Consider the following 23,443-nt stretch of genomic DNA (forward strand, 5'->3'; position numbering starts at 1 on the left):
GAGCCGTCCAATTCCGGTAGGAGCTGGCTTGCCAGCGAAAGGGCCCGCAAGACAGGCGCCGGATTCAGCAACGCCTTCGCCGGCAAGCCGGCTCATACCAGGGAGCCGCCCAATTCCGGTAGGAGCTGGCTTGCCAGCGAAGAGGCCCGCACGACAGGCGCCGGATTCAGCAACGCCTTCGCCGGCAAGCCGGCTCCTACCAGGGAGCCGTCCAATTCCGGTAGGAGCTGGCTTGCCAGCGAAGAGGCCCGCACGACCTGCGTCCTAGGGCCAGCCCCGTTTATTTCCAGCCAGCGGACCACCGCACGCGTTTGCCAAGTTGTCGAGGTCAATTCATGAGCGTGCATGAACTCAAGCGTCCGCCCACCACGGATGCGCCAGCCCCCGAGGACCGCTTGCAGTTGAGCGGTGCCCTGGAACAGTTGCGGCACTGGGCCCAGGCCCGGCCGTTGGACAATGCCCTGCGCCACAAGCGCCACGGCCATTGGTACGCCTGGCGCTGGATCGATGCCCTGCGCGATGTCGAGCGTCTGGCCGACGGCCTGCGCCAGCAAGGCCTCGACTCGCAGTCCCGGCTGGCCCTGAGCGGGCCGTTCGAGCCGGACCTGTTGCTGCTGGCCCTGGCTGCCCGGAGCCTGGGCGCCGAAGTGCTCAGCCTCGACCCGGAGCTGGCGCCCGAGGCCCTGCGCCAGGCGCTTTGGCGCCTGCAGCCGAGCCACGCCTTCGTCCACTCGCGGCGCCAGGTCCTGGCCTGGGTGGCCGCCGGGGACCAGGGCCCGGCCCCGGGGCTTTTGATCGCCGGGCAAGCCTTGCCGCGCCTGCCCGCCGGTGTGCGCCAGCCGCTGCTGTGCTTTGCCGACTTGCTCGGCCCCAGCGAAGCGCCCCAGCGCCAGCTCTATTGGCGCCATCCGGCCACTGCCGAGCAACTGTGGAGCGAAGAGGGCACGCAATGGGCGGCGGGTCTGCAGGTGTTGCTGGAGCACTGGCTAAACAGCGGCCACAGCCTGGCCTTCCCCGAAACCGCGGCATCCGCCAGTCGCGACCGCCGCGACGTGGTGCCCAGCGGCCTGCTGCTGTCGCCGCCGCGCCTGCAGCAGCTGGCGGACGAAATCGAAAGCCGCCTGGCGCCTCCCGGCAGCTGGCGCCGGCGCCTGTGCGAGTGGGTCATTGCCCATCCTCGCCGGCCACTGCCCCGGCTGCTCAAGCAACGGGTGCGCCGGTTGCTGGGCTTTGCCCGCTTGCAGTTCATCTGGCAGCCGGCGCCGTCGCATGCTCACCCCTCAACCCCGGCCTGGATCGCCGAATTCAAACGGAACATTGCATGAGCCCCAGCGAACCCATCCTGCAAGTGCGCGCCGTGTCCCTGTCGTTCAAGGGGGTCAAGGCCATCAACCAGCTGTCGTTCGACGTGCGCCGTGGCGAAATCTGCGGCCTGATCGGACCCAACGGCGCCGGCAAGAGCTCGTTGCTCAACCTGCTCAACGGGATCTATCGCTTCGACAGCGGGGCGATTGTCTTCGACCGCCAGAGCTATTCGCGCATCGACCCGCTGAGCGCCGCTCGCCGTGGCATTGGCCGGACGTTCCAGAACAATGCGCTGTTCAAGAAGATGAGCGTGATCGACAACCTGCTCACCGGCCTGTCGCGGCATTCGCGCACCTACCTGATCGAGCAGGCCCTGGGCTTGCCCCGGGCCCGGCGCGAGGCCGCGACCTTCCGCCAACTGGCCCAGGGCATCCTGCAGTTTCTCGATTTGCAGGCACTGCGGGATGTCCCGGTGGGCAACCTGTCCTACGGCCTGCAAAAGCGCGTGGAGCTGGGGCGGGCGCTGATCGCCGGGCCCAGCCTGCTGTTGCTGGACGAACCCCTGGCGGGCATGAACGCCGAGGAAAAGCAGGAAATGGCCGGCTTCATCGCTGACATCAATCGTGACCTGGGCACCACCGTGGTGTTGATCGAGCACGACATGGGGGTGGTCATGGAGCTGTGCCACCACGTGGTGGTCCTGGACTACGGGCGCAAGGTGGGCGATGGCACGCCGGCCGAGGTCCAGGCCAATCCCGACGTGATCGCCGCCTACCTGGGGGTGGTGCACTGATGAACTTCTTCCTCGAAACCCTGCTCGGCGGCCTGCTGGCCGGGACCCTGTACTCCCTGGTGGCCATCGGCTTCGTGCTGATCTACAAGGCCAGCGGCGTGTTCAATTTCGCCCAGGGCGCGATGCTGCTGTTCGCCGCCCTGACCTTCGTCAGCCTGCACGACCAGGGTGTGCCCTTCGCCCTGGCGCTGCTGCTGACGGTGCTGGTGATGATCATCGGTGCCTGGCTGATCGAGCGCCTGGTGCTGCGGCCCCTGGTCAATCGCTCGCAGATCACCCTGTTCATGGCCACCCTGGGCCTGTCGTTCATCATCGAGGGCCTGGCCCAGGGACTGATGGGCTCCCAGGTGCGCGCCCTGGACCTGGGCATCGACGACGTGCCGCTGTTCCTCGGGCCGCTGATGGTCAGCCAGTTCGACCTGATCGCCGCCGCGGCCGCCCTGGTGCTGGTGACGGTGCTGGCACTGCTGTTCAACAAGACCCGCATCGGCATCTCCCTGCGGGCGGTGGCCGACGACACCACGGCGGCACTGTCCATCGGCATCAACCTCAACCGCATCTGGCAGATCGTCTGGGCCGTGGCCGGGGTCGTGGGGCTGGTGGCCGGGCTGCTCTGGGGCGCGCGCCAGGGGGTGCAGTTCTCGCTGTCGCTGGTGGTGCTCAAGGCGCTGCCGGTGCTGATCATCGGCGGCTTCACCTCCATCGGCGGGGCGATTGCCGGGGGCCTGATTGTCGGTGCCGCCGAGAATCTGGCGGAGGTCTATATCGGCCCGCTGATCGGCGGCGGCATCACCCCCTGGTTCGCCTATGTCCTGGCCCTGGCCTTCCTCTACATCCGTCCCGCCGGCCTGTTCGGCGAGCGGGCCATCGAGCGAGTGTGAATTGATGTCCATTCCCCTGACCCGGCAAACCGCGCCGCTGCTGCTGGTCCAGCGCCGTCTGCCCCTGGGCCTGAGCGGCCTGTTGCTGTTGACCTGCGGCGTGGTGCCCCTGGTTGCCAACGACTATTGGCTCAACGCGATCCTGATTCCCTTCCTGGTGCTGTCCCTGGCCGGGCTCGGGCTCAACCTGCTGACCGGCTACACCGGCCAGACCTCGGTGGGCGCCGCCGGCTTCATGGCGGTCGGAGCCTTTGCCACCTACGGCTTCGTGCTGCGCCTGCCAGAGCTGGGGCTGCCCGTGGCGCTGCTCGGCGGTGGCCTGATCAGTGCCCTGGTGGGCTGGCTGTTCGGCCTGCCCAGCTCGCGGATCAAGGGCTTCTACCTGATGGTCACCACCCTGGCGGCGCAGTTCTTCCTGGAGTGGCTGTTCGTCAAGTTTCCCTGGTTCTACAACTACGGCTCCTCGGGCACCATCTCGGCTCCGCAGTTGAGCCTGTGGGGGCATGACCTCAATACCCCGACCGGGCGCTACCTGTTGACCCTGGTGGTGGTCCTGCTGCTGACCCGGGTGGCGCAGAACCTGGTGCAAAGCCAGGTCGGGCGCAACTGGATGGCGATCCGCGACATGGACACCGCGGCCGCGGTGATCGGCATCCCGGCGGCCCGCTACAAGCGCCAGGCCTTTGCCGTCAGCTCGTTCTACCTGGGCATCGCCGGGGCGCTGTGGGCCTTCGCCTACCTGGGCACCGCCAGCGCCAGCAGCTTCGATATCAATCGGTCGTTCCAGATCCTCTTCATCATCATTATCGGCGGCATGGGCAGCGTGGCCGGCAACTTCGTCGGCGCGGCCTTCATCAGCCTGCTGCCGATCTTCCTCAGCCACGCCGGGCAGTGGCTGCTGGGCGGGGCGGTGGACGCCGGGCAATTGCAGAACCTGCAGAAAATCATCTTTGGCGTGCTGATCATCCTGTTCCTGATCAAGGAGCCCGAGGGCCTGATCCGCCTGCTGAGCAACCTGCGCGAGCGCCTGCGGCACTGGCCGCTGCGCTTCTGAAATTCCACTCAAGACCTAGAGAGACAACATGCGTGCATCCTTGAAAGCTTCCCTGGCCAGTGCGGCCTTGCTGCTGTCCGCGGCGCTGACCCCGCAGGCCCAGGCCGCGCCGGACCAGCAGTTCTTCCCCCTGGCCACCTACCGGGTCGGGGCCTATGCCTCCAGCGGGGTGCAGGTGTGGGCCGGGATGATCGACTACCTGAACTACATCAATCAGGTGGAAGGCGGGATCAACGGGGTCAAGCTGGTGTGGCAGGAATGCGAGACCGAATGGACCGCGGAGAAGGGCATCGAGTGCTACGAGCGCTTCAAGAAGGGCCTGGACGGCGCGCCGGTGGCGGTCTATCAGCCCAACGGAGCGCCGGCGGCCTATGCCCTGAGCGAGCGAGCCGAGGTGGACAAGATCCCGCTCATTACCCTGGGCTACGGGCGTACCGAAGCCACCGATGGCACGGTGTTCCCCTACAACTTCCCGGTGATGCTGACCTTCTACAGCGAGGCCTCGACCCTGGTGAACTACATCGCCCAGCGCGAGGGCGGGTTCGACAAGCTCAAGGGCAAGAAGATCGCCACGGTCTATCACGACTCCGCCTATGGCCGGGAAACCCTCGGGCCGCTCAAGCTGCTGGCGGAAAAATACGGCTTCGAGAACATCCAGATCCCGGTGGCCGACCCGGGCAACGAGCAATCGGCGCAATGGCGGCAGATCCGCCAGCAGAACCCGGACTGGGTGTTCCTGCGCACCTGGGGCGTGTCGACCCCGGTGGCGGTCAAGACCGCGGCGCGCTTCGGCTTCCCGGTGGATCACATCATCGGCGACATCTGGGCCAGTTCCAGCGAGGACGTGCTGCCGGCCGGGGTCGCCGCCAAGGGCTACCTGGCGCTGACACCCTACCCGGCGGGCAGCGACTTCGAGATCCACAAGCGCCTGAAGCAGTACATCCTCGATACCGGCAAGAGCGACCTCAAGGACCTGAAGAACTTCGGCAGCGTGTACTACAACTCCGGGCTGGTGAACGCCGCGGTGGCGGTGGAGGCGATCCGCACCGCCCAGGGCAAGTTCGGCAAGCGCCCGCTCAACGGTGAAGAAGGGCGCTGGGGCCTGGAGCACCTGAACATCGACGACGCCCGGCTCAAGGACATGGGTTACCTGGGGCTGATGCAGAACCTCCAGCTGTCGTGCCGCGATCACGAAGGCGGCGGCGCGGCCCGGGTGCAGCAATGGGACGGGGCCAACTGGACCCTGATCAGCGACTGGATCGCCGCCGACCGCGCGCTGCTGCGGCCGCTGATCGACGAGAAGGCCGCGGCCTTCGCCAAGGAAAAGCAACTGACGCCACGCACCTGCAACGGGGATGACTGAAGCATGAGCCACAGCGCCACGGCCACTGCGGCCGAGCACCTGTTGCAGGTGCAGGACATCGAGGTGATCTACGACGGCGCCATCCTCGGGGTGGCCGGGGTGTCCCTGGACGTGCCCCGGGGGGCGATCGTCGCCTTGCTGGGGGCCAATGGCGCCGGCAAGAGCACTACCCTCAAGGCCATCTCCGGCCTGGGCCGGGCCGAGCGGGCCCAACTGGGGCGGGGCAGCATCCGCTTCGCCGGGCAGGACCTGGCCGGGGTCGATCCCAGTCGCCGAGTGCGCCAGGGCATGGTCCATGTGCTGGAGGGGCGACACGTGTTCGGCCAGCTGACCGTGGAGGACAACCTGCGCAGCGGCGGCTTTGTCCGCGGCCTCGGCCGTCGGCAGTTGGCCGAGGATCTGGAGCGCATCTATCACTGGTTTCCGCGGCTGCTGACCAAGCGCCGGGTGCGTGCCGGCCTGACCTCGGGTGGTGAGCAGCAGATGCTGGCCATCGGCCGGGCGTTGATGACCCATCCTACTTTGGTACTGCTGGACGAACCTTCCATGGGCTTGGCGCCTATTATCGTCCAGGAGATTTTTCAGATCGTCGCCCAGCTCAATCGCGAGGCGGGGGTGAGTTTTCTGATCGCCGAGCAAAGCATTAATCTGGCGCTCAAGTACGCGTCCCACGCCTGCCTGCTGGACAACGGACGGGTGGCCCTGTCCGGCACCGCCGAGCAGTTGCTGGCCCGGGGCGATCTGCAGGATTTCTACCTGGGCAAACACTGACCGCGAGCATGCCATGAGCCATAACCACACCCCACCGACCATCCCGGCCGACCCTGATGCGGACATTCTGATTGTCGGCGGTGGCCTGAGTGGCGCCTTGCTGGCCGCGCAATTGCTGCGCCGGCCGGGCCGGCGGCGGATCCTGGTGATCGAGCCGCGCAACGAACTGGGGCGTGGCGAGGCCTACAGCGCCGTGGAGCTGGGGCACACCCTGAACGGCAACGCCGCGCGCATGAGCGTCGACCCGGACAACGCCGATGACCTGACCCAGTGGCTGACCCGGCACATTGCCGAGGGCGGCTGGCCCGAGTCGGATCGCCAGCATGTGCCGGTCAGCGAACTGTTTCCGCCCCGCGGACTGTTTGGCGTCTATGTCCAGCAGCGGCTGGCCGAGGCGCAAGCGCAGGGCCGGGGGCAGGGCTCCTCGGTGAGCCATGTGCAGGGCGAAGCGGTCGACCTGGAAATCGAACCTGACGGCGTGCTCCTGACCCTGGCCGATGGCCGGCAACTGCGGGGCGCGCGGGCGGTGCTGGCCACGGGCATGTTCCCCGCGGCGCGCACGCCACAGACCCGGTCCAGCGGCCTCAACGCCGCCGCGCTGGACCCCTGGGACGTGGCCGCCATGGCCCGCCTCGATCCCCGGGCGACGGTGCTGATCATTGGCTCCGGGCTGACCATGGTCGACGCCGTGGTGTCCCTGGAGCAGGCCGGGCATCGCGGGCCGATCGAGGTGTTCTCCCGCCATGGGCTGTTGCCGCACGTGCGTCGCCAGCCGCCGGCCTGGGAGGATTTTCTCGCCGCCGACCCGAGCCTGCGCAGCCCCCGGCAGTTGTTCCGGGCGCTGCGGCGCCAGTGCCAGGCGGCGCAGGCCCGGGGCATCGACTGGCAAGCGCCGCTGGACACGGTGCGGGCCCATATCGGGCGCTTGTGGAGCCAGGCCAGCGAGGCGCAGAAACGCCAGTTCGTGCGTCATGTGCGGCCCTGGTGGGAAAGCCATCACCATCGCTCGCCGCCCTTGAGCGCGGCGCTGGTGGCGCGCTTGCAGGAGCAAGGCCGGTTGCGGGTGCATGCCGCGTGCTACCAGGGGCTTGAGGCGGGCGCCGACGGCCGCCTGGCGATCCGCCTGCGCTATCGCGGCAGCCCGGACAGCGTGCGCGTACCGGGCGATGCCCTGATCAACTCCAGCGGCATCGAATACGACTGGCGCCGGGTGGCGCGGCCCTTGCCGCAGCAACTGCTGGCTCGCGGCCTGGTCACCCCCGGTCCGCTGGCCCTGGGCATCAGCGCCACGGCGGACGGCGCCGTGCACGATGCCCGGGGCCATGCATCCGCGCGCCTGTTTGCCCTGGGCCCGCCGTTGCGCGGCCTGTGGTGGGAAAGCACCGCGGTCACCGACGTCGCCCTGCAAGCCAAGGCCCTGGCCGCGCGCCTGGCCGCATTGCCCTTGTAGCCGCTGCCGCAGGCTGCGAACGGCCCGCAGGGCCGCGGCGCACTAAAGGCTGCTGCGGGTGCTACGGGCGACCGCCAAGCAAGGTCCTGCGGACCTTTTCGCAGCTTCGCCGTGGCTCAGTAGCGGCTACAGGCACTGCCGATCGGGGGGGGGTAGCTGCTGCCGCAGGCTGCGAACGGCTCCGCAGGAGACGCGGGGATCTTGGGCCGGCCAAGATCGGCGGGTGATCGTCAGGCAAGGTCCTGCGGACCTTTGCGCAGCTTCGCCGTGGCTCAGCAGCGGCTACAGGCAAAGCCGATCGGGGGGTGTAGCCGCTGCCGCAGGCTGCGCACGGCTCCGCAGGAGACGCGGGGATCTTGAGGCCGGCGAAGATCGGCGGGCGATCGTCAGGCAAGGTCCTGCGGACCTTTGCGCAGCTTCGCGGGCTCAGCAGCGGCTACAGGAGGGGGACCCAGCGCTGTTCCTGGGCGGCGGTGCGGATTGCCGCGGCCAGGCGTTCAATTTCCCAGGCTTCGGCGAAATCCGTGCCGTCCCGGCCCTGGCCGCACAGGGCCATGATCAGTTCGTGAACCTCCAGGGTCTTGAGTTCGTTGTAGCCCAGTTGATGCCCGGGGGCCGGGCTGAAGGCGGCGTAGCCGGGCAGGTCCGGCCCGGCCAGCAGGCGCTGGAAGCCTTTCTGTCCGACACGGTACAGGCGCAGTTCGTTGAGCCGTTCCTGGTCGAAGGCCAGGGTGCCCAGGGTGCCGCTGATCTCGAAGCTCAGGTGGTTCTTGTAGCCGTGCTTGATCCAACTGCTGCTCACGCAGCCTCGGGCGCCATTGGCAAAGCGCAGCAGGGCGTGGGCCTGATCGTCGACTTCTATGCCGCGACGTTGCTGGCTGGCGCTGTGAACAGGGCGTTGCCGGTGCACGGTCTGGGTGTCGGCGCACACCGCCTGCACCGGCCCCATGAGAAAGCGCGCCATGGCCAGCAGGTGGCTGCCCAGGTCCGCCAGGGCGCCACCGGCGTGCTGCGGGTCGCAACGCCAGGACCAGGGCGAATCCGGGTCGGCCATGAAGTCTTCGCTGAACTCGCCCTGGAAGCTCACCAACTGCCCCAGCTCACCCTGGCCGATCAGTTGCCGGGCGAGGACGATCATCGGGTTGTGCTGGTAGTTGTAGCCGACCCGGGTCACCACTGCGGCGGTCTGGGCCGCGTGGTGCATCTGCCGGGCCTGTTCGACGCTGACCGCCAGGGGTTTTTCGCAGTACACCGCCTTGCCCGCCGCCAGTGCCGCCATGGCCATGGGGAAGTGCAAATGGTTGGGGGTGGTGATGGCCACCAGATTGACCCGGGGATCGGCGATCAGGCCTTGCCAGTCGCCGTGGGCCCGGGCAAAGCCCCAGGCCCCGGCGCAGTGTTCGGCGCGCTGCGCATCGGCATCGGCCAGGGCGGCCAGGTGCAGGCGCACCGGCAGTTCGAACACCGCGCCGACGCTGCGAAACGCCAGGGCGTGGGCCCGGCCCATGAAGCCGGTGCCGATCAAGCCAATGCCAAGTTCGTCCATAACCGCTCCTGCAGAATTATTGTTCTAGGGAGTGCTAGTTATGGAATAAATATTCTTTAATTGCAATTGCTGGAATTAAAATTTCGAGGCGGCCCTGCAGGCGCCGGCTGGCCGGCAAAAGGCGTCGTGAGGCGAGCGCCGGGTTCAAGTGGCTGTTCGTTGGCCAGTCAGCGCCCGCAGGACAAGAAAAAGGCAGCCCGGGGGCTGCCTGTCTGGAGGTGCAAGCAGGCCTCAGGAGAGGAAGCCGCCGTCCACGTTCAGCGCAACACCGGTGGTGTAGCTGGAGGCGTCGCTGGCCAGGTACAGCACCGCGCCGGCCATTTCGCTGGGGTCGGCCACGCGCTTGAGGGGGATCTGCGCCAGGGCGGTCTTGAGGATGGCGTCGTTCTTCACCAGCGCCGAGGCGAACTTGGTGTCGGTCAGGCCCGGCAGCAGGGCGTTGCAGCGGATGCCGAACGGCGCGCATTCCTTGGCGAAGACCTTGGTCATGTTGATCACCGCGGCCTTGGTCACCGAGTAGATGCCCTGGAAGATCCCCGGCGAGATGCCGTTGATCGAGGCCACGTTGATGATGCTGCCGCCGCCGTTCTCGCGCATCAGCTTGCCGGCTTCCACCGACATGAAGAAGTAGCCGCGGATGTTGACGTCGACGGTCTTCTGGAAAGCCCCGAGGTCCGTGTCCAGGACGTTGCAGAACTGCGGGTTGGTGGCGGCGTTGTTGACCAGGATGTCCAGGCGCCCGAACTGTTCGCGGATGCCGGCGAAGACCTGGCTGATCTGCTCCATTTCACCGATGTGGCAGGCGATCGCGGTGGCCTTGCCGCCAGCGGCGATGATTGCGTCGGCGACGTGCTGGCAACCGTCGAGCTTGCGGCTCGACACGATCACATGGGCACCTTGCTGGGCCAGCAACTTGGCAATCGCCTCACCGATGCCGCGGCTGGCGCCGGAAACGAAAGCGATCTTGCCGTCGAGGTCGAACAACTGAGTCTTGGACATGGTTTTTCCCTGGTTGGGTTGTCGAGCGCCGGGGCGCGGTCAGAGGCTGGATTTGTCGATGACCTGCAGGCTCATCTGCTCCAGCAGCTTGTTCATGTGAATGAACTGCGCGAAGCGTTTGTCCTGGGTCTGGCCGTGGTAGAAGCGGTAGTAGATCTGCTGCACGATGCCGGCCAGGCGGAACAGGCCGTAGGTGTAGTAGAAGTCGAAATTGCCGATCTCGATGCCCGAGCGCTCGGCGTAGTAGTCGACGAATTGCCGGCGGGTGAGCATGCCCGGGGCGTTGCTCGGCTGGCGCCGCATCAGTTGCACTGGCGCCGGGTCGGCGGCTTCGATCCAGTAGGCCAGGCTGTTGCCCAGGTCCATCAGCGGATCGCCCAGGGTGGTCAGCTCCCAGTCCAGCACGCCGATGATCTGCATCGGGTTGTCGGGGTCGAGGATCACGTTGTCGAAGCGGTAGTCGTTATGGACGATGCTCGAGGTCGGGTGGTCGGCGGGCATCTTCTCGTTGAGCCAGGCCTTGACGGTGTCCCAGTGCGGCGCATCCGGGGTCAGGGCCTTCTCGTAGCGCTCGCTCCAGCCCTTGATCTGGCGCTGCACATAGCCTTCGGGGCGGCCCAGGTCGCCGAGGCCGCAGGCGTTGTAGTCGACCCGGTGCAGTTCGACGAAGCGGTCGATGAAGCTCTTGCACAGGGCCTCGGTCTGGCCGGCGTCCAGGCCCAGCTCCGGCGGCAGGTCGGAGCGCAGGATGATGCCCTTGACCCGTTCCATGACATAGAACTCGGCGCCGATCAGCGACTCGTCGGTGCAATGCACGTACGCCTTGGGGCAGTAGGGGAAGCCGTCCCTGAGCTGGTTGAGAATGCGGAACTCGCGACCCATGTCGTGGGCCGACTTGGCCTTGTGGCCGAACGGCGGGCGCCGCAGGACGAACTCCTGGTCAGGGTATTCCAGCAGGTAAGTGAGGTTCGAAGCCCCGCCCGGGAACTGGCTGATCCGCGGCGTGCCGCTGAGGCCGGGGATGTGGGCCTTGAGGTACGGATCGATCAGGTTGGCGTCAAGTTCCTCGCCGGAGCGAGTACGGGTGGACTGGTCTGTAAGCGCCATGCTTATCCCTTCTGCTTATTCTGGAGGCCAGAGATTATTGGCTAATCTAATGCGCCTACCGGCCGCTCACAATCGCCGCGGGCCTTTATAGGTGCGCGTGTTGCCGGACAATCATTGCTTTTGATACAAGCGTTTGAATTTGCCTCGCCCGGCCGCCAATCCCGCAGGAGCAAGGGCGGTCGAGGCGGGCGGGTAGATCGCGTCCAGCTCCCACACCCGCCAGCGGGGGAGCATAGGCGCTGTTCGGGGCGGTGTCAGTTCGCGGGCGGCAGGACCAGTGGGGTCAGCAGCGGCCGGCCTGCGAAGTGGGCCTGCAGGTTGTGGCCGACCCTCTCCACGGTGTCGCGGCTGGCCTGGGGCGACAGGCCGGCGACGTGGGGCGTGAGGACGACGTTGTCGAGAACCTTGAAGGCGTCCGGGACCTGGGGCTCGTCGTCGAACACATCCAGGGCGGCCCCGGCAATCCGCCGCTGCTGCAGGGCCTGGAGCAAGGCGTGGGTATCCACCACGCTGGCCCGGGCGATGTTCACCACAAAGCCCTCGGGGCCCAGTGCCTCCAGCACCTGATGGTCCACCAGGTGCCGGGTCTCGGCGCCGCCGGGGGTGGCGATCACCAGCACATCCACGTCGCGGGCCAGTTCCACCAGGGTCGGGCAGAAGCGATAAGGCTGGTCCGCGCGGGGCTGGCGGCTGTGATAACTCACCGGCATGTCGAACCCCAGGGCGCAGCGCCGGGCAATAGCCTGACCCACGGCACCCAGGCCGAGGATGCCCAGGCGCATGCCGGCCAGGGACGGGCGCATGACTTTTGGCCACTGGCCCTGGCGCACCGCGGCATCGGCCTGGGGAATGCCGCGCACCAGGGCCAGCAGCAGGGCCAGGGCATGATCGGCCACCGAGGGCGCGTTGACCCCGGCGCCATTGGTCACGGCGATCCCGCGGTTGCTCGCCGCTTGCAGGTCGACCTGTTCATAGCCGGCGCCGATCACGCAGATGATCTGCAACCGGGGCAGGGCGGCGATCTCCGCCCCGGTCAGGCCCAGGGGGCCGCGGGTCAGCACGGCGTCGATCTGCCCGGCGTGGTCCCGGATCGCCTGGGCCCGGGCTTGCGCAGTGGGCGCCAGGATCAGCTTGAAACCCAGGTCTTCGAGGTGCGGCAGGTAGGCGTTGACGTTTTCAACCAGGACCAGGACGGTGGCGCGCATGGCGTACTCCTCGTGGGTTAGTGGGGCAGGGGTTGGCGCAATTGAAAGAGGTTGCCTTCCGGGTCGATGCCGTCGCAGGCCCGGGCGTCCTTGAATTGCGATTCGCGCTCGGCCTCGTACACCCAACCACCGGCCTTGGCTGCGCGTTGCCGGGCCCGGGCCAGGTCGTCCACCTGGAACAGCGGCTTGCAGGCACAATCGCTGCGGGGCAGCGGTGGTTCCTGGAGGACGATGCGCGCAGCAATCGCTGGCGGCACCTGGACCAGGGTCAGCTCGAAGCCCTGGTGGGCCAGTTGCTGGTCATCGGCTTGCTGTTCGGTGATGGGCCAGCCCTGCAGTTCGGCATAGAAGCGGGCAAGGGCAGGTGGATCAAGGCTGTAGAGCAGGCAGCCGGCGATCGTCGTGGCGCTCATGGAGGGTTCCATACGGGCAGGGGCGAGGGCTCAAGGGTGGGGGTTGCAGGGGATTTTGGCAATCGGCCGGCACTGTTCCCGGGGCCGAACGCGCACATCGGCGTCCCCGGGGCAGTGGCGGAAGCGCTTTGAATCAGAAGCTCACGTCAGGGGTCTTGATCAGGCGCACGAAGGGGCCGTTCAGGGTGGCGTTATGGTGGGCGATGATTTTTTTCGCCCCCAGCACGGGGGTGTCCATGCAGGTGTGGGCGTCTTCCACCAGCAGCGCGGCAAACCCCAGGTCGCCGGCGGCGCGGCAAGTGGCGTCGACGCAGTACTGGGTCTTCATGCCGACGATCACCAGCTCCTGGACCTGGGCCTCCTGCAGGCGCTCGGCCAGCCCGGTACCGACAAAGCAGCTGGGGCGGGTCTTGTCCAGCACGCAGTCCAGCTCTTCATCCACTTCCAGGGTCGGCAGCAGTTGCCAGAACGGGCTGCCGGCGGCGATCGGCGAGTCGGCGGGGCCGGTATGGCGCACGGCGAAGATCGGCGCCCCGGCCTGGCGGGCGCGGCGGATCAGCTGATTGATGTTTTCCAGGGTCTGTTCGCGCTTGTAGGGCTTGTCCGGTCCGTTGAACAGGCCGACCTGCATGTCGATGACCAGCAGGGCACGCTTGGCGTTGGATAAAGGCATCTTGTCTCTCCTTGTAGTGCCAGTTGGACGGAGAAACAAAAGGCCCCGTCCATTGCTGGCGGGGCCTTGGTTTTACTGTGCTTGCCTTACCCTGCACAGCCACCACACGACCCGCCGGAAGCAGTCGTGGTGGTAGAGGTAGGGTTGAGCGCGTAGATATTCATGGGGTCCGATCATGCCGTCTGTCCATGAGCCCTGTCAACGCAACCCCGCGGGGGCCGGCTCGTCGGCGAGCGGATTCATCGGACCTGCATCGCCCCGGCGGACCCCGGCGCTGGCAAAAGCGCTCTTTCGGGACCCGGGTGGTGGCGCGAGAGGGCCGGGCCAGACGCTTCGCCATCCAGTAAAAAAATATCTGCAGTGCACAAACCGTTCCTCAGCTGAGTCTATGCAGCGCCTGCGGAATCCCGGACAATCGCGCCCCCTCTGTTTCGGTCGGGGTTCTGTCTGTCGGGTACTCCGACGCGCCCTGACCGAATGGCAAATGACCGGAATGTGGAGATCCCACCGGATGAATGATCAGGCCAACAGCGTTGATCAACGCTTTGAAACGGCGGCCCCAGCGACCCTGAGCAACTGGAACCGCCAAGACACCACCTGGATGCTGGGCCTGTTTGGTACCGCCATCGGTGCCGGTACCCTGTTTCTGCCCATCAATGCCGGCCTCGGCGGCTTCTGGCCGCTGCTGATCCTGGCGCTGCTGGCGTTCCCCATGACCTTCTTTGCACACCGCGGCCTGACCCGCTTCGTGCTGTCCGGTCGCGATGGCGCGGACATCACCGAGGTGGTGGAGGAGCATTTCGGGATCAAGGCCGGTGCCCTGATCACCTTGCTGTACTTCTTTGCCATCTTCCCCATCCTGCTGATCTACAGCGTGGCCCTGACCAATACCGTCGGCAGCTTCATGGAGCACCAGCTGCACATCGCGCCGCCGCCGCGGGCGATCCTGTCCCTGGTGCTGATCCTCGGCCTGCTGGCCGTGGTGCGCTGCGGCGAGCAGGTGATCGTCAAGGCCATGAGCCTGATGGTCTACCCGTTCATCGTCGCCCTGGGGTTCCTCGCGGTGTTCCTGATTCCCCACTGGAACGGCGGCATCCTCGCCACCGCCAGTGACGTGCCGGCACCTTCGGCCTTCCTGCACACCCTGTGGCTGGCGATCCCGGTCATGGTGTTCTCGTTCAACCATTCGCCGATCATCTCGGCCTTTGCCGTGGACCAGAAGCGTCGCTACGGCCTGCACGCCGAAGAGCGCAGTTCGCAGATCCTGTCCCGCGCCCACCTGCTGATGGTGGCCATGGTGCTGTTCTTCGTCTTCAGCTGCGTGCTGACCCTGTCGCCGGCGCAACTGGCGGAAGCCAAGGCGCAGAACCTGTCGATCCTGTCCTACCTGGCCAACCACTTCAGCAACCCGACCATCGCCTTCGCCGCGCCGCTGATTGCCTTCGTGGCCATTGCCAAGTCGTTCCTGGGGCACTACATCGGTGCCAGCGAAGGCCTCAAGGGGCTGATCGTCAAGAGCGGCCGGCGTCCCGGGGCCAAGGCCCTGGACCGCGTGACCGCGGCGTTCATGCTGGTGATCTGCTGGGCGGTGGCGACCCTCAACCCGAGCATCCTGGGGATGATCGAAACCCTCGGCGGCCCGGTCATCGCGGCGATCCTGTTCCTGATGCCGATGTACGCCATCCGCAAGGTGCCGGCCATGGCACGCTATCGCGGCCAGGCGTCCAACGTGTTCGTGACCCTGGTGGGCCTGGTGGCGATTACCGCCCTGGTGTACTCGCTGCTCTCCTGAGTGTCGCGGTGCCCTCCCGGTAGGAGCCGGCGTGCCGGCGAAAGGGAGGGCTCAAGCCCGCTTCGACAGACAACGCCGCCGGTGCTTCACAGCATCGGCGGCGTTGTCGTTCAAGGCATTGACCGTGATCGTCTGCGGCCTTGAATAAAGGTCTAAGCTGACGATTTTGTGCCTGTCTGGAGTCATTGCATGGCCCGTGCTCACCCGCAGTTGATTCGCGCCCGCCTGGATACGCTGCACCCGACCCAACTCACGGTGGGCCTGGCCGAAGTCGAGGCCAAGCGCCGGATGTGGCAGCAGCTCAAGCGCAAGGCGCGGGCGGCAGCCCTGGAGGATCACTGGTTCCCCTGCGTGCTGGGCCCTCGGCAGCGCTATTACATCGTCGACCATCATCACTTCGGCATGGCCCTGCTGCAGGAACAGGTAAAGGAGGTGCCGTTGCTGGTGCTCAAGGACCTGTCCTTTGTCGACGCGGGCAGTTTCTGGGAGGTGATGGCGTTCAACCAATGGGCTCATCCTTATGATGCCCAGGGCGTGCGGCGCGCTTTCGAGCAGATTCCCGCGCGCCTCCTCGACCTGCAGGATGATCCCTATCGCAGCCTGGCCGGCCTGTTGCGGCGCGCCGGCGGTTTTGCCAAGGACACCACGCCGTTCAGCGAATTTCTCTGGGCGGACTTTTTTCGCCGGCGCCTCGACCGCGAGGCGCTGGGCAAGCTGGGGGCCAAGGTTCAGGCCCGGGCCCTGAAACTGGCGCGCAGCCAGGACGCACGTTACTTGCCAGGATGGGTGGGCCAGATTGTCGACTGATCCAGGGCAGCTCGCTGCCACTCTTGCACCGCGGCGCAGCCGCGACCTGCTGGCCGGCTTGTCCATCGCCGGTCTGTTGCTGCCCGAAGCGGTGGCCTATTCCAGCATCGCCGCCTTGCCGCCCCAGGCCGGGGTCATTGCCCTGTTCGCCGGGTTGTTGTGCTACGGCCTGTTCGGCACCAGCCGCTTTGCCATCGTATCGGCCACCTCGTCGTCGGCGGCGGTTCTGGCAGCGGCGACCCTGTCGCTGTCCGACGGCGATGCGCAACTGCGCCTGAGCCTGGGGTTCGCCCTGGTGCTGCTCACCGGGGCGTTCTTTATCCTGGCGGGGCTGTTTCGCCTGGGCGGCGTCACCGCGTTCATTGCCAAGCCGGTGTTGCGCGGTTTTGCCTTCGGCCTGGCGGTGACCATCATCCTCAAGCAGTTCGCCACCGTGGTCGGGGTGCACTTGAGCACCGGCAACCTGGTGCGCTTCCTGCCGCAGTTGCTCGAGCAATGGCCGCAGTGGAACTGGGCGGGCGTGGCGGTGGCGGCCCTGGCCTTGCTGGTGCTGGCGATCTGTTCGCGGATTCCCTACGTGCCCGGCGGGCTGGTGGCGGTGGTGATTGGCATTGGCGCCGGACAATGGCTCGACCTGCCGTCCCACGGGGTGGCGCTGATCGGTGTCATCGAGCTCAAGCTGGAGGTGCCGAGCCTGCCGGACCTGCCCTTTGCCGACTGGCTGCGCCTGGGGGAGCTGGCCTTTGCCCTGGTGATGATCCTCTACGCCGAATCCTACGGCTCCATCAGTGCCCTGGCCCTCAAGCATGGCGACCGGGTGTCGTCCAACCGTGACCTGCTGGCCCTGGGCGCCGCCAACCTGGTGTCGGGGCTGTTTCACGGCATGCCGGCCGGTGCCGGCTACTCGGCGACTTCCGCCAACGAGGCGGCCGGGGCGCGCTCGCGGTTGGCGGGGCTGACCGCGGCGGCGGTGATGCTGCTGATCGTGCTGACGGTATTGCCCTACATCGCGCTGACTCCGGAGCCGGTGCTGGCGGCGATCGTCATGTATGCCCTGGGCCATGGCCTGAGCCTGCAGCCTCTGGGGCGCTACTTCATCTGGCGCCGGGATCGCTTCCTGGTGATCTGCGCGGTCGCCGCGGTGCTGGTGCTGGGAGTGCTGGACGGTCTGTTGCTATCGGTGGGGGTGAGCATTCTACTGATGCTGCGCCAGCTGTCGGCGGCGGATATCCAGATCCTCGGCCAACTGGGCAGCGGTCATGACTTTGTCGACCTGAACCGCCATCCCCAGGCGCGGCAAGTGCCGGGCGTGCTGATCCTGCGACCGGGGGAGGCGCTGTTCTTCGCCAACGCCGAGCGCATCCTGGGCGGTGCCTTGCGCCTGATCCGCCAGGTGCAGGCGCCGATTCACACCGTCATCCTCAGCCTGGAAGAGTCGCCGGACCTGGACGGCACCAGCATCGAAGCCCTGGACGCGTTCTTCCGCCAGGTCAGCCTGGAGCACAAGCATCTGGCCCTGGCCCGGCTCAAGCACAGGGCCAAGGATGCCCTGGCGGCCTTGCCATCGAGTGTCGGGTATCAGGTGTTGCTCAGTGGCACCAGTGTCGACGACACCCTGCAGGAAAGCCTGCAGGGCTGGAGCGGTCAGGCCCAGGCGGGACTCTGGCATTGAGTCTTGGCGCTTTCGCGTATCGTGTCCGGCCTGTGGCGCCGGAGCGCAGGGCGCAATAGCCGGCAGGGGCGTCAGCACCGGCCAGGGGCATAAAAAAACGCCGCGTATCGTGGAATACGCGGCGTTCTTTTTTACAACGCTACAGCCTTAGGCTTGCACCACCGGGATGTTGGCGTTGGCGGCCGCTTCACGGAACTCGGCGATCTGGTCGAAGCTCAGGTAGCGGTACACGTCCGCTGCCATGCTGTCGATCTTGCCGGCGTATTCCATGTACTCCTCGACGGTCGGCAGGCGACCCAGGATCGAAGCCACCGACGCCAGCTCGGCCGAAGCCAGGTAGACGTTGGCGCCATCGCCCAGACGGTTCGGGAAGTTACGGGTCGAAGTCGACACCACGGTCGAGTTCGGCTCTACACGTGCCTGGTTACCCATGCACAGCGAGCAGCCCGGCATTTCCATGCGCGCGCCGGCCTTGCCGTAGATGCCGTAGTAGCCTTCTTCGGTCAGTTGGTGAGCGTCCATCTTGGTCGGCGGCGACAGCCACAGACGGGTTGGCAGCTGGCCCTTGACCTGATCCAGCAGCTTACCGGCCGCGCGGAAGTGACCGATGTTGGTCATGCAGGAACCGATGAACACTTCGTCGATCTTCTGGCCAGCGACGCTGGACAGCAGGCGAGCGTCGTCCGGGTCGTTCGGCGCGCAGAGTACAGGCTCCTTGACGTCGGCCAGGTCGATCTCGATGACTTCGGCGTACTCGGCGTCCTTGTCGGCTTCCAGCAGTTCTGGGTTGGCCAGCCAGGCTTCCATCGCTTGAGCGCGACGCTCCAGGGTACGGGCATCGCCGTAGCCTTCGCCGATCATCCAGCGCAGCAGGGTGATGTTGGACTTCAGGTACTCGGCGATCGACTCTTTGGACAGCTTGATGGTGCAACCGGCAGCCGAACGTTCGGCCGAGGCGTCGGACAGTTCGAAGGCTTGCTCGACGGTCAGGGTTTCCAGACCTTCGATCTCCAGGATGCGGCCGGAGAAGGCGTTCTTCTTGCCTTTCTTCTCGACGGTCAGCAGGCCTTTCTGGATCGCGTAGTAAGGGATGGCGTGGACCAGGTCACGCAGGGTGACGCCAGGCTGCAGCTTGCCCTTGAAGCGAACCAGGATCGATTCCGGCATGTCCAGTGGCATGACGCCAGTGGCGGCGGCGAAGGCCACCAGGCCGGAACCGGCCGGGAACGAGATGCCGATCGGGAAACGGGTGTGGGAGTCACCACCGGTGCCGACGGTGTCCGGCAGCAGCATGCGGTTCAGCCAGCTGTGGATGATGCCGTCGCCCGGACGCAGGGACACGCCGCCACGGGTCATGATGAAGTCGGGCAGGGTGTGGTGAGTGGTGACGTCGATCGGCTTCGGATAGGCCGCGGTGTGGCAGAACGACTGCATCACCAGGTCGGTGGAGAAGCCCAGGCAAGCCAGGTCCTTCAGTTCGTCACGGGTCATTGGACCGGTGGTGTCCTGGGAGCCGACGGTGGTCATCTTCGGTTCGCAGTAGGTGCCTGGACGCACGCCAGTCACGCCGCAAGCCTTGCCGACCATTTTCTGCGCCAGGGTGAAACCCTTGGTGCTTTCAGCGGGGGCTTCAGGCTTCTTGAACAGGTCGGACGGTGGCAGACCCAGCTCGGCGCGGGCCTTCTCGGTCAGGCCACGGCCGATGATCAGCGGGATACGGCCGCCGGCACGAACTTCGTCGAGCAGCACTGGGGTCTTCATTTCGAAGGTGGCCAGGACTTCGTCGCTGTTGTGCTTGGTGACTTTGCCAGCGTGCGGGTACAGGTCGATCACGTCGCCCATGTTCATCTTCGACACGTCGAATTCGATCGGCAGGGCGCCGGCGTCTTCCATGGTGTTGTAGAAGATTGGAGCGATCTTGCTGCCGAAGCAGAAGCCGCCGGCACGCTTGTTCGGCACGTAAGGAACGTCGTCGCCGAAGAACCACAGAACCGAGTTGGTGGCCGATTTACGCGACGAACCGGTGCCGACCACGTCGCCGACGTAGGCGATCGGGAAGCCGTCGTTGCGCATCTGCTCGATCTGTTTCATCGGGCCGATGGAACCTTGCACGTCCGGCACGATGCCGTCACGGGCCATTTTCAGCATGGCCAGGGCGTGCAGCGGGATGTCCGGGCGGGACCAGGCGTCAGGTGCCGGGGAGAGGTCGTCGGTGTTGGTTTCGCCGGTGACCTTGAACACCCGCAGGCTGATCTTGTCGGCCAGTACCGGGCGGTTCTTGAACCACTCGCCGTCGGCCCAGGATTGCAGCACGGCCTGGGCGTGAACGTTGCCGTTCTTGGCTTTTTCCGCGACATCGTGGAAAGCGTCGAACATCAACAGGGTGTGCTTGAGTTGAGCGGCAGCCACTGGCGCCAGCTCGGCGTTGTCCAGCAGGTCCACCAGGGTCACGATGTTGTAGCCGCCCTGCATGGTGCCCAGCAGTTCAACGGCGCGCTTCTTGTCTATCAGGGGAGAGGTGGCTTCACCTTTGGCCAGAGCAGAGAGGAAACCGGCCTTGACGTAGGCGGCTTCGTCGACTCCTGGTGGAACGCGATTGGTGATCAGGTCAACGAGGAAAGCTTCTTCGCCAGCCGGGGGATTCTTCAGCAGCTCGACCAGGCCTGCAGTTTGTTCGGCGTTAAGCGGCTGGGGAACGATACCCAGTGCTGCGCGCTCTTCGATATGTTTGCGGTAGGCTTCAAGCACAGTTATTACCCTCATCAGTGGTCCCAAATGGGTGTCCGGGACGCTCATCCCGAAATTGCCGTACTCATGCGCTGCGTGGCGTTGTGGGCCACTTAGCCAGAATTACCGACAATTCCTTACAGAAGCTGCTTTCAAAGTTTTACGCCTGCAGAACGGGGAGCTGATGAGGGTTGGCGCTGGATTTTTCCCCGCTGGAAAAACCCCTCGCCAACACCGCTCTGAAGGAACGACTGTGCTCGTGACGCTTTGAAAACAGCTTCAAACGGACATTGGCGCCTAAAAAGGCTGGCTGATTCTACGGCAAAAAAAGTCTCAACGTAAGTTGGCGTATTAAAGTTTGAGGGGTGATCAATCTTAGACAAAGGGCTAACATGCCGGCCTGTTTTGCTTTTGCGCGTGCTGTCTATCTATGCCCAATCAGACCATCAAGACCCCCTGCGTCGGCCTCTGCTCCACTGTCTACGGCGATCTGGTGTGCCGTGGCTGCAAGCGTTTCCACCACGAAGTGATCAACTGGAATGGTTACAACGAAGAGGAGAAACGCGCGGTCTGGCTGCGTCTTGAGCAACTATTGGTGCAGGTGATGGCGGCCAAGCTGGAAGTCTTCGACCCGGCGCGCCTGCGCGGGCAGCTGGAACAGCGCAAGATCCGTTTCGTGCCGCACCAGTCCGAGTATTGCTGGGCCTACCAGCTGATTGCCCGGGGCGCGCGGGTGATCAACCAGCTCGACGCCTACGGCATGGTGCTGTTGCCGGAGTTCCGCGACTGGGGCCTGCCGGAGTTGCGCGACGCCATCGATCGGGAATTCTTCCTCCTGTCAGAAGCCCATTACCAGCGCTACATCGCCCCCGGTTTTCTCAAGGACGCGCTGGGCTGAGTCACTCGCCAATGGTTCTGTCGGGGTTGGCTTGCCAGCGAAGGCGGTGGGCCTGTTCGCCAGCAAGCGGGCTGCTGCAGGTGGGAGGAGGGCTCAGGCCTTGGCCGCCATTTCTTCCAGGTGATCCATGATGTCCGCCGGCTTGAGCACCAGCACGTCGCTGTCCAGGGAGTCGAGCACCACCTCGGCGGTGTTGCCGATCAAGGCCCCCGACAGCCCGGTGCGGGCCACGGTGCCGATGATGGTCAGCACGGCCCCCAGCTTGTGGGCCATATGGGGAATCAGCACATCCGCCGGACCTTCCTCGATGTGCAGGTGAGCGTCGTCGATCTCGAACTCGGCCTGGAACGCCTTGCACGCTTCGCGATAGCGCTTCTCGATGGTTTCCTTGAGCTGGAACACCGGATCGGCGGCCGAGAGCATCGGTGACGGGTGGGCGCTGATCACGTGCAGATGGGCCTTGGCCAGGCTGGCGATGTCGAAGCCATGGTCGACGATGCTGGCATGCAGCGTGCGGTGCTCGCCGTCCATGTTGCCAACGTCGATGGCCGCCATGACCACGCCGCCGGCCCAGGGGGTGGCGGTCTTGACCAGCAGCACCGGGGTCGGGCAGTAGCGCAGCAGCTTCCAGTCCGCCGGGGTCAGCAGGACCTTCTTCAGCGGGTTTTCATGAACGTGCTGCTTGATCACCAGGCCGCAGCCTTCGGCTTGCTGCACGTCGATGATGGTTTCATGCAGGCTCTCGTTCCACGCCTGCTCGGTGGTGACGCTGTAGCCTTCGCTGATCAGGCTGCTCTTGAGCACGCTGAGCAGCGCCGAATGCTCGTGCTTCCTGTCGCAGACCAGCAGGTGCAGATGGGCCTGGGTGACCCCGGCAATCAGCTTGGCGCGCTTGAGGGCGAGACTTTCGCCAGGCGTGGGATCGATGACCACCAGGATGCTGCGGATACTTTGCATGATCGGGTCTCCAGGAGAGGGATGAACGGCTAGGGTCTGTTCCCGTTTGGCCCGGCAACGCGGCTCGTCACCAAGCGGGAACAGACCCTGGCGTGCACAACTATAGATGCTGGGGCCCGCGCTGCATGTTGATGCATATCAAGCGCGGCCGCTGGTGGTCTGCGGCGTGGCCGGTATAATCGCCAGCCTTTCGCTGTGAAGCCTTATTTGTCTCGTGAGCCTCATGTTATCGATCACTGATAGTGCCGCCATTGCTCGCCTTGCGCTGGCGGATTGTTCGGAAATGCACCGATGAACCTCCCGGAAATTCATGACTTCCTCGGCTGTCGGACCCCCGACGCCTGGGTCCAGGCGGCCCTGGCCGATCAGGAAACCCTGCTGATCGACCACAAGAACTGCGAGTTCAAGGCCGCCAGCACCGCCCTGAGCCTGATCGCCAAGTACCACTCCCATGTCGACCTGATCAACATGATGTCGCGCCTGGCCCGGGAAGAGCTGGTGCACCACGAGCAGGTCATGCGCCTGATGAAGAGACGCAAGGTCGAACTGCGCCAGTTGCACGCCGGGCGCTATGCCTCCGGCCTGCGCAAGGTGGTGCGCAGCCACGAGCCGGTGAAGCTGGTGGACACCCTGGTGGTCGGCGCCTTCATCGAAGCCCGCAGTTGCGAGCGCTTCGAAGCCCTGGTGCCGCACCTGGACGAAGAACTGGGCAAGTTCTACTTCGGCCTGCTCAAAAGCGAGGCCCGGCACTACCAGGGCTACCTGAAGCTGGCCTATCAGTACGGCGACGCCAAGGATATCGCCCAGGTGATCGACAAGGTGCGGGCCGCCGAGCAGGAACTGATCGAGTCCCCGGACCCGGAGTTTCGCTTCCATAGTGGCGTGCCGGCCTGGTAAGGCACTGCCCTTGTGTAAAAGCAGGGGCAAATTGTTAAAAACTCTTAAAAGAATGAAACTTTGCGCAAAACCGCGATAAGCCCCCGGTTTTGCTGCGGCCTTAGCCTTTTTTTAACCTTGGCCCCTCTATAAT

At 65.6% G+C, this 23,443-nt stretch carries 20 protein-coding genes; 12 read left to right on the top strand and 8 right to left on the bottom strand.

Annotated elements, in window-relative coordinates; all coding sequences use genetic code 11:
• Positions 1-335: 335 nt before the first annotated feature.
• Genes PST29_RS13420 through PST29_RS13450 form a run of 7 tightly spaced genes read left to right on the top strand, consistent with a single transcriptional unit; the run spans position 336 to position 7,617 of the window.
• The gene (locus tag PST29_RS13420; RefSeq protein WP_060843352.1) at positions 336-1,325 is read left to right on the top strand and encodes an AMP-binding protein; all 990 of its coding nucleotides are present in this window, start codon (positions 336-338) and stop codon (positions 1,323-1,325) included.
• A complete protein-coding gene (locus PST29_RS13425; RefSeq protein WP_060843353.1) occupies positions 1,322-2,098 on the top strand; it encodes an ABC transporter ATP-binding protein in 777 nt (258 codons plus the stop codon). The genes PST29_RS13420 and PST29_RS13425 overlap by 4 nt, the downstream gene beginning before the upstream one ends.
• Positions 2,098-2,979 carry a branched-chain amino acid ABC transporter permease gene (locus tag PST29_RS13430; protein WP_060838924.1) on the top strand — a complete coding sequence of 294 codons (882 nt, stop codon included), beginning with the start codon at positions 2,098-2,100 and terminating at the stop codon, positions 2,977-2,979. The genes PST29_RS13425 and PST29_RS13430 overlap by 1 nt, the downstream gene beginning before the upstream one ends.
• A 4-nt stretch (positions 2,980-2,983) precedes the next feature.
• A complete protein-coding gene (locus tag PST29_RS13435) occupies positions 2,984-4,033 on the top strand; it encodes a branched-chain amino acid ABC transporter permease (RefSeq protein ID WP_060845115.1) in 1,050 nt (349 codons plus the stop codon).
• A 28-nt stretch (positions 4,034-4,061) separates the two neighbouring features.
• The gene (locus PST29_RS13440) at positions 4,062-5,396 is read left to right on the top strand and encodes an ABC transporter substrate-binding protein (protein ID WP_060843354.1); all 1,335 of its coding nucleotides are present in this window, start codon (positions 4,062-4,064) and stop codon (positions 5,394-5,396) included.
• Between the two features lie 3 nt (positions 5,397-5,399).
• Positions 5,400-6,167 carry an ABC transporter ATP-binding protein gene (locus PST29_RS13445; RefSeq protein WP_060838926.1) on the top strand — a complete coding sequence of 256 codons (768 nt, stop codon included), beginning with the start codon at positions 5,400-5,402 and terminating at the stop codon, positions 6,165-6,167.
• Between the two features lie 13 nt (positions 6,168-6,180).
• Positions 6,181-7,617 (top strand): FAD/NAD(P)-binding protein, encoded by a 1,437-nt coding sequence (locus PST29_RS13450; protein ID WP_060843355.1) that lies wholly within the window; start codon positions 6,181-6,183, stop codon positions 7,615-7,617.
• A 436-nt stretch (positions 7,618-8,053) separates the two neighbouring features.
• Here PST29_RS13450 and PST29_RS13455 read toward each other — a convergent pair whose 3' ends face one another.
• The 6 genes from PST29_RS13455 to PST29_RS13480 all read right to left on the bottom strand — a co-directional run bounded on the left by PST29_RS13455 (position 8,054) and on the right by PST29_RS13480 (position 13,560).
• On the bottom strand, positions 8,054-9,163 hold the full coding sequence (locus tag PST29_RS13455) for a Gfo/Idh/MocA family protein (RefSeq protein WP_060843356.1): 1,110 nt from the start codon (positions 9,161-9,163) through the stop codon (positions 8,054-8,056).
• 231 nt (positions 9,164-9,394) lie between these two features.
• Positions 9,395-10,162 carry an SDR family oxidoreductase gene (locus PST29_RS13460; protein ID WP_060838929.1) on the bottom strand — a complete coding sequence of 256 codons (768 nt, stop codon included), beginning with the start codon at positions 10,160-10,162 and terminating at the stop codon, positions 9,395-9,397.
• 39 nt (positions 10,163-10,201) lie between these two features.
• Positions 10,202-11,269: a phosphotransferase family protein gene (locus tag PST29_RS13465; protein ID WP_060843357.1), complete on the bottom strand. Its 1,068-nt coding sequence runs from the start codon at positions 11,267-11,269 to the stop codon at positions 10,202-10,204.
• Between the two features lie 254 nt (positions 11,270-11,523).
• Entirely contained in the window at positions 11,524-12,474 is a 951-nt protein-coding gene (locus PST29_RS13470; RefSeq protein ID WP_060843358.1) for a 2-hydroxyacid dehydrogenase, read from the bottom strand.
• Positions 12,475-12,491: 17 nt separating this feature from the next.
• On the bottom strand, positions 12,492-12,887 hold the full coding sequence (locus PST29_RS13475; protein WP_060843359.1) for a VOC family protein: 396 nt from the start codon (positions 12,885-12,887) through the stop codon (positions 12,492-12,494).
• A gap of 133 nt (positions 12,888-13,020) precedes the next feature.
• Positions 13,021-13,560: a cysteine hydrolase family protein gene (locus PST29_RS13480; RefSeq protein WP_060838933.1), complete on the bottom strand. Its 540-nt coding sequence runs from the start codon at positions 13,558-13,560 to the stop codon at positions 13,021-13,023.
• Positions 13,561-14,071: 511 nt separating this feature from the next.
• Here PST29_RS13480 and PST29_RS13485 point away from each other — a divergent pair.
• The 3 genes from PST29_RS13485 (at position 14,072) to PST29_RS13495 (ending at position 17,831) form a co-directional block, all read left to right on the top strand.
• Positions 14,072-15,352, top strand: coding sequence for a serine/threonine transporter (locus tag PST29_RS13485; protein ID WP_060843360.1), 1,281 nt, complete (start codon positions 14,072-14,074; stop codon positions 15,350-15,352).
• A gap of 189 nt (positions 15,353-15,541) precedes the next feature.
• Positions 15,542-16,159: a ParB-like protein gene (locus PST29_RS13490; RefSeq protein WP_060838935.1), complete on the top strand. Its 618-nt coding sequence runs from the start codon at positions 15,542-15,544 to the stop codon at positions 16,157-16,159.
• Entirely contained in the window at positions 16,149-17,831 is a 1,683-nt protein-coding gene (locus PST29_RS13495; RefSeq protein ID WP_060838936.1) for a SulP family inorganic anion transporter, read from the top strand. Before PST29_RS13490 ends, PST29_RS13495 begins: the two co-directional genes overlap by 11 nt.
• 147 nt (positions 17,832-17,978) lie before the next feature.
• Here the strand turns inward: PST29_RS13495 and acnB are convergent, their stop codons facing one another.
• Positions 17,979-20,579, bottom strand: coding sequence for a bifunctional aconitate hydratase 2/2-methylisocitrate dehydratase (gene acnB / locus PST29_RS13500; protein WP_060838937.1), 2,601 nt, complete (start codon positions 20,577-20,579; stop codon positions 17,979-17,981).
• Positions 20,580-20,988: 409 nt separating this feature from the next.
• Here acnB and PST29_RS13505 point away from each other — a divergent pair, with 409 nt between their 5' ends.
• Positions 20,989-21,456 (top strand): DUF1289 domain-containing protein, encoded by a 468-nt coding sequence (locus PST29_RS13505; protein ID WP_060838938.1) that lies wholly within the window; start codon positions 20,989-20,991, stop codon positions 21,454-21,456.
• A gap of 93 nt (positions 21,457-21,549) precedes the next feature.
• Here the strand turns inward: PST29_RS13505 and PST29_RS13510 are convergent, their stop codons facing one another.
• Positions 21,550-22,413 (bottom strand): universal stress protein, encoded by an 864-nt coding sequence (locus tag PST29_RS13510; RefSeq protein WP_060838939.1) that lies wholly within the window; start codon positions 22,411-22,413, stop codon positions 21,550-21,552.
• 291 nt (positions 22,414-22,704) lie between these two features.
• Between PST29_RS13510 and PST29_RS13515 the strand changes: the two genes are divergently transcribed.
• A complete protein-coding gene (locus PST29_RS13515) occupies positions 22,705-23,310 on the top strand; it encodes a tRNA-(ms[2]io[6]A)-hydroxylase (RefSeq protein ID WP_060838940.1) in 606 nt (201 codons plus the stop codon).
• Positions 23,311-23,443: the final 133 nt, after the last annotated feature.

This window comes from Pseudomonas sp. St29 (genome assembly GCF_001547915.1).
Taxonomy (GTDB): Bacteria; Pseudomonadota; Gammaproteobacteria; order Pseudomonadales; family Pseudomonadaceae; genus Aquipseudomonas.

Coding starts and splice junctions, on each gene's coding strand:
- PST29_RS13420 (WP_060843352.1), top strand. CDS start 336: ATGAGCGTGCATGAACTCAAGCGTCCGCCCACCACGGATGCGCCAGCC.
- PST29_RS13425 (WP_060843353.1), top strand. CDS start 1,322: ATGAGCCCCAGCGAACCCATCCTGCAAGTGCGCGCCGTGTCCCTGTCG.
- PST29_RS13430 (WP_060838924.1), top strand. CDS start 2,098: ATGAACTTCTTCCTCGAAACCCTGCTCGGCGGCCTGCTGGCCGGGACC.
- PST29_RS13435 (WP_060845115.1), top strand. CDS start 2,984: ATGTCCATTCCCCTGACCCGGCAAACCGCGCCGCTGCTGCTGGTCCAG.
- PST29_RS13440 (WP_060843354.1), top strand. CDS start 4,062: ATGCGTGCATCCTTGAAAGCTTCCCTGGCCAGTGCGGCCTTGCTGCTG.
- PST29_RS13445 (WP_060838926.1), top strand. CDS start 5,400: ATGAGCCACAGCGCCACGGCCACTGCGGCCGAGCACCTGTTGCAGGTG.
- PST29_RS13450 (WP_060843355.1), top strand. CDS start 6,181: ATGAGCCATAACCACACCCCACCGACCATCCCGGCCGACCCTGATGCG.
- PST29_RS13455 (WP_060843356.1), bottom strand. CDS start 9,163: ATGGACGAACTTGGCATTGGCTTGATCGGCACCGGCTTCATGGGCCGG.
- PST29_RS13460 (WP_060838929.1), bottom strand. CDS start 10,162: ATGTCCAAGACTCAGTTGTTCGACCTCGACGGCAAGATCGCTTTCGTT.
- PST29_RS13465 (WP_060843357.1), bottom strand. CDS start 11,269: ATGGCGCTTACAGACCAGTCCACCCGTACTCGCTCCGGCGAGGAACTT.
- PST29_RS13470 (WP_060843358.1), bottom strand. CDS start 12,474: ATGCGCGCCACCGTCCTGGTCCTGGTTGAAAACGTCAACGCCTACCTG.
- PST29_RS13475 (WP_060843359.1), bottom strand. CDS start 12,887: ATGAGCGCCACGACGATCGCCGGCTGCCTGCTCTACAGCCTTGATCCA.
- PST29_RS13480 (WP_060838933.1), bottom strand. CDS start 13,560: ATGCCTTTATCCAACGCCAAGCGTGCCCTGCTGGTCATCGACATGCAG.
- PST29_RS13485 (WP_060843360.1), top strand. CDS start 14,072: ATGAATGATCAGGCCAACAGCGTTGATCAACGCTTTGAAACGGCGGCC.
- PST29_RS13490 (WP_060838935.1), top strand. CDS start 15,542: ATGGCCCGTGCTCACCCGCAGTTGATTCGCGCCCGCCTGGATACGCTG.
- PST29_RS13505 (WP_060838938.1), top strand. CDS start 20,989: ATGCCCAATCAGACCATCAAGACCCCCTGCGTCGGCCTCTGCTCCACT.
- PST29_RS13510 (WP_060838939.1), bottom strand. CDS start 22,413: ATGCAAAGTATCCGCAGCATCCTGGTGGTCATCGATCCCACGCCTGGC.
- PST29_RS13515 (WP_060838940.1), top strand. CDS start 22,705: ATGAACCTCCCGGAAATTCATGACTTCCTCGGCTGTCGGACCCCCGAC.